The organism is Streptomyces sp. NPDC060064, assembly GCF_042736455.1.
GTDB lineage: Bacteria > Actinomycetota > Actinomycetes > Streptomycetales > Streptomycetaceae > Streptomyces.
Window position 1 is genome coordinate 1 of sequence record NZ_JBHWWF010000092.1, and the last position, 6,475, is coordinate 6,475.

Annotated in this window: 6 protein-coding genes and 3 pseudogenes; 5 read left to right on the forward strand and 4 right to left on the reverse strand. The window is 67.0% G+C overall.

The window, feature by feature from the left end:
- Positions 1–536 (forward strand): ATP-binding protein (locus ACFWDI_RS40645; RefSeq protein ID WP_385312103.1); only part of this gene is annotated, 536 nt, incomplete at its 5' end.
- Between the two features lie 18 nt (positions 537–554).
- Here ACFWDI_RS40645 and ACFWDI_RS40650 read toward each other — a convergent pair.
- Entirely contained in the window at positions 555–905 is a 351-nt protein-coding gene (locus tag ACFWDI_RS40650) for a hypothetical protein (protein ID WP_385312105.1), read from the reverse strand.
- A 109-nt stretch (positions 906–1,014) separates the two neighbouring features.
- Here ACFWDI_RS40650 and ACFWDI_RS40655 point away from each other — a divergent pair.
- Positions 1,015–1,367: pseudogene (locus tag ACFWDI_RS40655) on the forward strand (transposase); the annotation flags it as partial.
- A 21-nt stretch (positions 1,368–1,388) separates the two neighbouring features.
- On the opposite strand, the gene ACFWDI_RS40660 reads toward ACFWDI_RS40655, so the two are convergent.
- Positions 1,389–2,630 (reverse strand): IS110 family transposase, encoded by a 1,242-nt coding sequence (locus ACFWDI_RS40660; protein WP_385312111.1) that lies wholly within the window; start codon positions 2,628–2,630, stop codon positions 1,389–1,391.
- Between the two features lie 344 nt (positions 2,631–2,974).
- On the opposite strand from ACFWDI_RS40660, the pseudogene ACFWDI_RS40665 reads away from it, so the two are divergent.
- Positions 2,975–3,226: pseudogene (locus ACFWDI_RS40665) on the forward strand (transposase); the annotation flags it as partial.
- A gap of 169 nt (positions 3,227–3,395) precedes the next feature.
- On the opposite strand, the gene ACFWDI_RS40670 reads toward ACFWDI_RS40665, so the two are convergent.
- Positions 3,396–3,623, reverse strand: a complete 228-nt coding sequence (locus ACFWDI_RS40670) for a hypothetical protein (protein WP_385312107.1) — start codon at positions 3,621–3,623, stop codon at positions 3,396–3,398.
- Positions 3,624–3,811: 188 nt separating this feature from the next.
- On the opposite strand from ACFWDI_RS40670, the pseudogene ACFWDI_RS40675 reads away from it, so the two are divergent.
- A pseudogene (locus ACFWDI_RS40675) lies at positions 3,812–4,228 on the forward strand (transposase); the annotation flags it as partial.
- 123 nt (positions 4,229–4,351) lie between these two features.
- Here the strand turns inward: ACFWDI_RS40675 and ACFWDI_RS40680 are convergent.
- Positions 4,352–4,735 carry a hypothetical protein gene (locus ACFWDI_RS40680; protein WP_385312113.1) on the reverse strand — a complete coding sequence of 128 codons (384 nt, stop codon included), beginning with the start codon at positions 4,733–4,735 and terminating at the stop codon, positions 4,352–4,354.
- 401 nt (positions 4,736–5,136) lie between these two features.
- On the opposite strand from ACFWDI_RS40680, the gene ACFWDI_RS40685 reads away from it, so the two are divergent.
- The gene (locus ACFWDI_RS40685; RefSeq protein WP_385312109.1) at positions 5,137–5,580 is read left to right on the forward strand and encodes a hypothetical protein; all 444 of its coding nucleotides are present in this window, start codon (positions 5,137–5,139) and stop codon (positions 5,578–5,580) included.
- The last annotated feature ends 895 nt before the right edge of the window (positions 5,581–6,475 follow it).

A 6,475-nucleotide genomic window follows, 5' to 3' on the forward strand; every position in this document is an offset into this window, starting at 1 on the left:
CGAACCATCGGCCCCTGCTGACCACGCTCCATCGATCGAAGAACCGTCTTGAGCTGCAACAACACGCTCAGATCGCGAACGAACCGGCGATAACGGTTGGGGTGGGCAAGACGCACATCGCTGTCGCTCTGGCGGTCGCGGCCTGCCGGGCCGGCTACTCGGTCTACTTCACCAGCCTCGACGACATGGTCCGCAACCTCAAAGCTGCCGAAGCAGCCGGCCGCCTGGCCAACAAGCTCTGCACCTACCTACGGCCGGGCGTTCTCGTCGTCGACGAGGTGGGCTACGAGATCCTCGAACGCGGAGAAGCCAACCTGGTCTTCCAGGTCATCTCAAAGCGGTACGAAAAGGGCTCGATCATCCTGACCTCGAACAAGACCTTCAGCGAATGGGGACAGGTGTTCGGCGATGAAGTCCTCGCCACCGCCATCCTCGACCGCCTCCTCCACCACTGCGACGTGATCTCCATCAACGGCCCCAGCTACCGGCTCAAGAACCGCCTCAAAGCCATCGAGCGGGACACCGACGTGGCCTGAACGAACTGTCCGATCCTGTCATCGCACGACGTGAATCTCGGGAAGTGGCCGGCGCCAATCACCCTGCAGGCTGACCAGCAAGTCGCGCGCGAGGGTCCGAACCTGACGCCACCCTGCGTCGGTGGCCAGCGCTTCCCTTGACCAACGCTCGGCGTTCTCTCTGCCGCTCATCTCCTCAAGCACCGCGTCAATCAGCTGCAGCTTGCCCAAGGCTTCCGTATCCAGGAACTCTTCCTGATGGAGGTCGGCCATCAGGCGAAAGGCGTCATCGAATTCCAGGGCCAGCTCGTCGGTCACGACCTTGTGCTTGTCGATCCAGGCGAGTTGATCGGCCGAGTCCGCACCAAGTACCGCAAGCGCTTCGATCATGCGCTGCCAGCGGAAAGAAGCCCCAGGAGTCCCCACCCGCACATCCTCGCACGACCACGATCCGAGCCATCGAACTGGGGACGTTCATCCGTACTGAGCTGGGGCCTTCCACTCGTACGTCGTCATCTGGTCCCGTTCGGGGGTCTGGGGCCGGCTGCATCAGAAGATTCTCCAGCTCCTGGACGAACGGGACCTGGTCGACCTCTCCCTCGCAGTCCTCGACTCTGCTCATGTCCGCGCTAAAAAAGGGGCGAACTTGCAGGCCCGAGTCCCGTGGACCGGGGTAAGCCCGGTTCCACGATGCATGTATTGTCCGACGCGGCCGGACTGCCCCTACGCGTCGGACTCTCCGCGGCCAACACCCACGACAGCCAGGCGCTGAAGCCGATGCTGTCCCATTTCCACATGGGACACGAATCCCACGCGGCCGATTCCAAGCCCCAACGCCTGCACGCGGACAAGACACCCCATGCAGCTGTCAGGTCAAGCAGCTGCCGTGAGTGGGGCGGGTGCGGGGGTGCTGAAGGCGATCGCTTCGTCGAAGTTCTGGCGGACTGTCAGGCAGTGGTGAAGCTGGCCAAGCATGCGGTTGAACAGATTACGGAGGGCGGCGTGGTAGCGGTCGCCGGTGCCCCGGCGGCGGTTGTAGTGGGCATGTGCGCCGGGTGAGGCGGTCAGTGCCGCGAAGGCCCAATGTCGGCCGGTCGCGGCCAGCCGGCTGTTCTTGATCCGGCGGTGGGTGACGTGGCGGCTCTTGCCGGACTCGCGGGTCACCGGCGCGCTTCCCGCGTAGGCCTTCAGATTGCCGGCGTGGGCGAAACGGGCACGGTCGTCGCCGATCTCGGCGAGTATCCGCGCGCCGGTGAGCACAGCCAGGCCGGGGAAGCTCGTGATGATCTCCGCGTCGGGATGTTGCAGGAACAGCTCTTCGGTGTCGGATGCGAGGTCATCGCATGCCTGGCAGGCTGCGTCGAGCTGGGCAAGGAGGGCGAGTGTCTGCCGTCCCATCGCCCGCTCGACGAGGGCGGGCTGACGGAGCCAGGTCCGACGGAACACTTCAAGCAACCGGTCGGTCTCGGCCTCGATGCGGCGTTGTCGTCCGGCTCTGGTGACGGCGGTCCGCAGCCGGCTTCGGGTCAGCCGAGCGGCCTCGTCCGGAGTGGGCGCAATCGCCAGGATCGTGCGGGCTTCCCGGGACAGCAGCCGTTCGCGCTTTGTTGCGAACGCCTCGAGGATCGCGGGGTAGTACTCACGCAGGTGTGAGCGGAGCCGGTTGTGGGCGCGGGTGCGGTCCCAGACCGCGTCCTGCTGAGCCCGCGCGAGGACGGCAATCGCCCTGACCAGGTCAGAGTCGGTCGGCAGCGGACGGTGGAACTCGGTGTCCGTACGCAGGATGTTGGCCAGGACGACGGCGTCCTGGTGGTCGGACTTCTTTCGGGAGACAGCGTGCCGATCGCGGTATCGGGCGACAGCCATCGGATTGACGGCATAGATCCGGCGTCCGGAGGCCCGCAAGCAGGCAACCAGGAGTCCCCGGGAGGTCTCGATCGCCACCGGGATGGGATCGTCCGGGCTGTCACCGTGCTCGGCGAGCAGACGCAGCAGGTCCTGGAAGCCCGCCGCGTCATCGCTGATCCTGAGTTTGCCGAGCAGCCGGGCGCCGGAGTCGATCACCACGACATCGTGGTGGTCCTCGGCCCAGTCGATTCCGCAAGTTGCGTGCACCACGCGCTCCTTTCAAGGCTTCGCTGTCCGTCGGCATCAAGCCGCGGCAGGACCACCCGGCGACCTAATAGAAGCGCTCGCGGGCGCACCACCCCATCAGCCGTCCGTGGCCCCAGCCCTGCTCAGGGACCCTCACTCTCGTGAAGAACTCGACGGCTCCGGCTGATTGGGAGATGGCCCTGAGAATGGCTCGAGTCACGGCACGGTACGGCGACCGAGCTCGATTGCGGCAGAGGCCGGAACTGTGTCCCTCTTGTCGAAGCACTCCTGGTGCTGCTTACAGCCAGACGTCTCGCCCGACCCCCGCCTGGACTGGCCCAGCGGCCAACCCACGCGCCTATTAGGCTTACGACGTCCCTCACCTGCGAAGATGGCTATGGGGCAAACACATCGGAGTCCGTATCGCCCGCAAGGGCATCGAGTCCAGCGAACGTCTCGGCCGCCGCAGATGGGTCATCGAACGCACCATGTCCTGGCTGACCGGCTACCGCAGACTCAACCACCGCTACGAACGACATCCGGGCAACTACCTGGCCTTTCTCGGGCTCGCCGCCGCCCTCTGCTGCTACAAACGCTTCCGAAACCTCACCATGTAGGACACGGTCTTAATGGTGGTGCTTGATGTTCTTACTAAAGGGCCTGATCTCCCGGAACCCGGATCACCGGAAGTCGGTTTCCCCGGCGCCGGATTTTCAGGCCCCGGTCACCGGCGACTGAAAACCCGGCCCCGGTGGTGCTTCGGGGCCGGGCTGAGGGCTTGACGGGTCAGTGGCCGCGGCGTCGCTTCGCGGCGTTCTTCACGTCGCGGACGTACTTCGGGGTGGTGTCGCCCAGCTCGGCGATACGGTTCATGGACCAGTCGTACGGCTCCTCGGTGAGGGCGAGCGCCGCGTCCTGCAGGAACGGCATCGCGGTCTTCCGGCGCGCAGCGGCGACCGACACCGTGGCGGCCAGGAACGGCAGCCGGTCGGCGGCGTCCTTGATCTGCGGCACGCCTGCCTTCTTCGCGGCCGCGCGGCGCTCGTCGGCGGGCCCGTGCCGACCGGCACCCTGGACGCTACGGCTGCAGACCGAGCATCTGGGGTCGATTCAACAAGTCAGGAGCTTGGTCAGAAGCCCCCTCAATGTCCTGTCTGCGCCACCCGGCCGGCGCCACCTCCGGCTAGGAAGGCACCATCAGCATGGCAGCAGCGAGCCCCGCGGTCAGCACCGGCCAGGACGTGTTCAGAGGGGTCGATTCACACGCCGACACCCTGCATGTCGCGGTGATCAGCAGCAACGGCGGACATCTCGCGGACGGGGTGTTCGCCACCACAGCTCCCGGCTATGCCGCGGCCCTGGCCTTCATAGCCGCACACGGACACGTGGTCGCGATCGGAGTGGAAGGCACCGCCTCCTACGGAGCCGGGTTCACGCGCGCCGCCCGCGCCAAGGGGCTTGCCGTCGTGGAGGTCAACCGGCCCGACCGGGCCGAGCGCCGGCGCATCGGCAAGTCCGATCCCGTCGACGCCTACGCGGCCGCCCGGGCCGCTCTGTCCGGCCGAGCCTCCAGCGCGCCCAAGGACGACAGCGTCGCCGGTATCCGCGCTCTGCACAACGCCGCACGGTCCGCCACCAAGGCCCGCACCGCCGCCCTGAACCAGATCGGGCAGATCCTCATCACCGCGCCCGACGCCATCCGCACCAAATACGCACAGCTCAGCGGCACAGACCGCACCTGCTCAGCGGCTCCGTGCTGGCCGGGTGATCACCCAGGACCACAGCTCGTGCCGGTCGTTGGCCTGCCATTTGATCGTAATGACGGGCCAGGCCAGGCCCTCGTCGACGATGGCAATGACCGCCGTGTCAAGGGTGATGCGTTCCGCGCCGATGGGCGGCCCGACCTTCACCTCGGCCCACTCGACGCTCATCATGTCGACTGGGAAGTACGTGCCCTTGGCGACGGTCGTCGTGATCCGCCAGTGCTCCACACCGTTCTCCATGGCCTTGGTCCACATGCACTTTGCGGTGGCGAGCAGCGTGCCGTTGTCGAGCGCGAACGTGCCCGTCGTGCGGTCGTAGTCCGCGAAGATGTCGTCCGTGCGGCGAGCGCGCGCCACAGCCACCGGCGCGGACTTCTGCGGTAGGGGGAAGGTGGGCCCGCAGGCGGTGACGGTGACCGTACGAGCGTCCCGACCCCGGGGGCCAGCGCGGGCGCACCGAGGGCAGGCTGCGCGTAACAGGGCCGCGCGGTTCTCCACTGACGGCGGCGTGGTCCGACAAGCCCTTCGTCACCGGCTCCATGTGCACCTGGTAGTCGACCAGGGCCGGGGCGAGTGCCGGGCTCGACAGGATGAGGTCGTCTTGGTGGCCACCAAGACGGATCTGGAGGCGCCGATTCACAGCGTAGAGGCGGCGCCTTCCTTAAGACTTAAAAACGTTCTTTAACGTGACAATAGGTGCGATGCGGTAGCGTTCAGCTTCGGAGCTTGTTATGTAACCGCCTAAACAGGGCTGGGGGTGTGTCGTGGCGCAGTGCCAGATCTGCGGCACCGAACTGGTGGCCCGGGGCCGTGGCAGGACCCAGCGCAACTGCTCGGCAGCATGCAGGCAGAAAGCCTACCGACGCAGGCGGGCCGCCGAGTTCCAGGAGCTCAGGGACCGTGTCACCCGCCAGGCTCCCGCTCCGGACACCGCCCTGGCCGCGCCGCGTGCCGGCGACGGCACCGCGCCGGCCCGGATCCGGCGCGCGGGATTGCAGGTGGCCGAACTCGCCGAGTCGGCGGCCCGGCGCGCGGAACAGAGATGGGACACCACCCCGGGGCTCTCCCACCAGCCCCGTCCCGCAACCCCCGAAGCCGCCAGGGACGCGCTGTCCCACTGGGTCCGGCAGCTGGCCGAGGCCATCCGCGCCAGCGCCCCGCCGTCACGTAACGAACCCGCCGGGTCTGGACGGGTCCCCCTTCGATGACGCGAATCCGCTGGTCGTCCAACTTCGGTGACAACCGGTCCACCTCCTCTGTCACCGGACACTGGCGTCGACGAACCTGGCACGCGCGAGGAGTTCCACCGCATCCCGGTCCGACTTCGGTGCTTGGCCAGGGGAGCGCAGGTGCCCGTTGAGCAGGGTGCGGCTGTAGGCGCGTCCAGTCCGCGGTTACGCAGCTCCAGCAATCCGTCCACGCCGGGCACGGCCAGGTTCGCCCAGCCCATAACGTGGTGGTAGCGCGTACGCTCCGCGCTCTCGGCGTCCACCTTGAGCCGATCACTGAGCAGGATCGCAGTGTGAAAGCGGTGGCCGGCTGTGGTCTCGTTGGCCTCCGCGAGAAACCCCTGAGCTATGCGCAGCTCGGCGACCGACCGGCGCAGGCGCCGCCTGCCCAGCTGATCCCAGCAGTTGCACTCCTGCACGGCGAGCACGTCCGGTCGCAGCGACCGCAGGAACTCCATCTGCCCGGCCCACCGATCGGCTGGCCCGAACTCGGAGTCCGCGTGTCCGCCGAAGAGGGTGTTGAAGGTGACTACTCGCATGACGGGGCTCATCTGGTCTCCTGATAGGGCGAGTTCGCACGCAGCGAGCGTGCTTCCGGCTCAGGAAGTCTCACCCGGCTCGTCGCCGCCATGCGGCCGATTCGAGGAACCGACCTTGTCCCGCTGGACAGAGCAGGCAGGATGCCCGGCTTCCGCTCGGGAGGCCGGGCGCCGGGGTCAGACCGCTAGTACTCCAGTTGTGCTTCTCCATTTGTCCTGGTCAGCGTGCCTGTTTCGAGTCTAAGGGTTGTCCCGTAATGATCTTCGACTTGGTGGAGATACGGTCGGTCGTTGCGCGGCCGCTCGGCTATCCGGCGAGGGCAAGGTTGTGCAGG

Bases quoted from the DNA above. Each gene is read 5' to 3' on its own strand.
- ACFWDI_RS40650 (WP_385312105.1), bottom strand. From the start codon at position 905: ATGATCGAAGCGCTTGCGGTACTTGGTGCGGACTCGGCCGATCAACTC.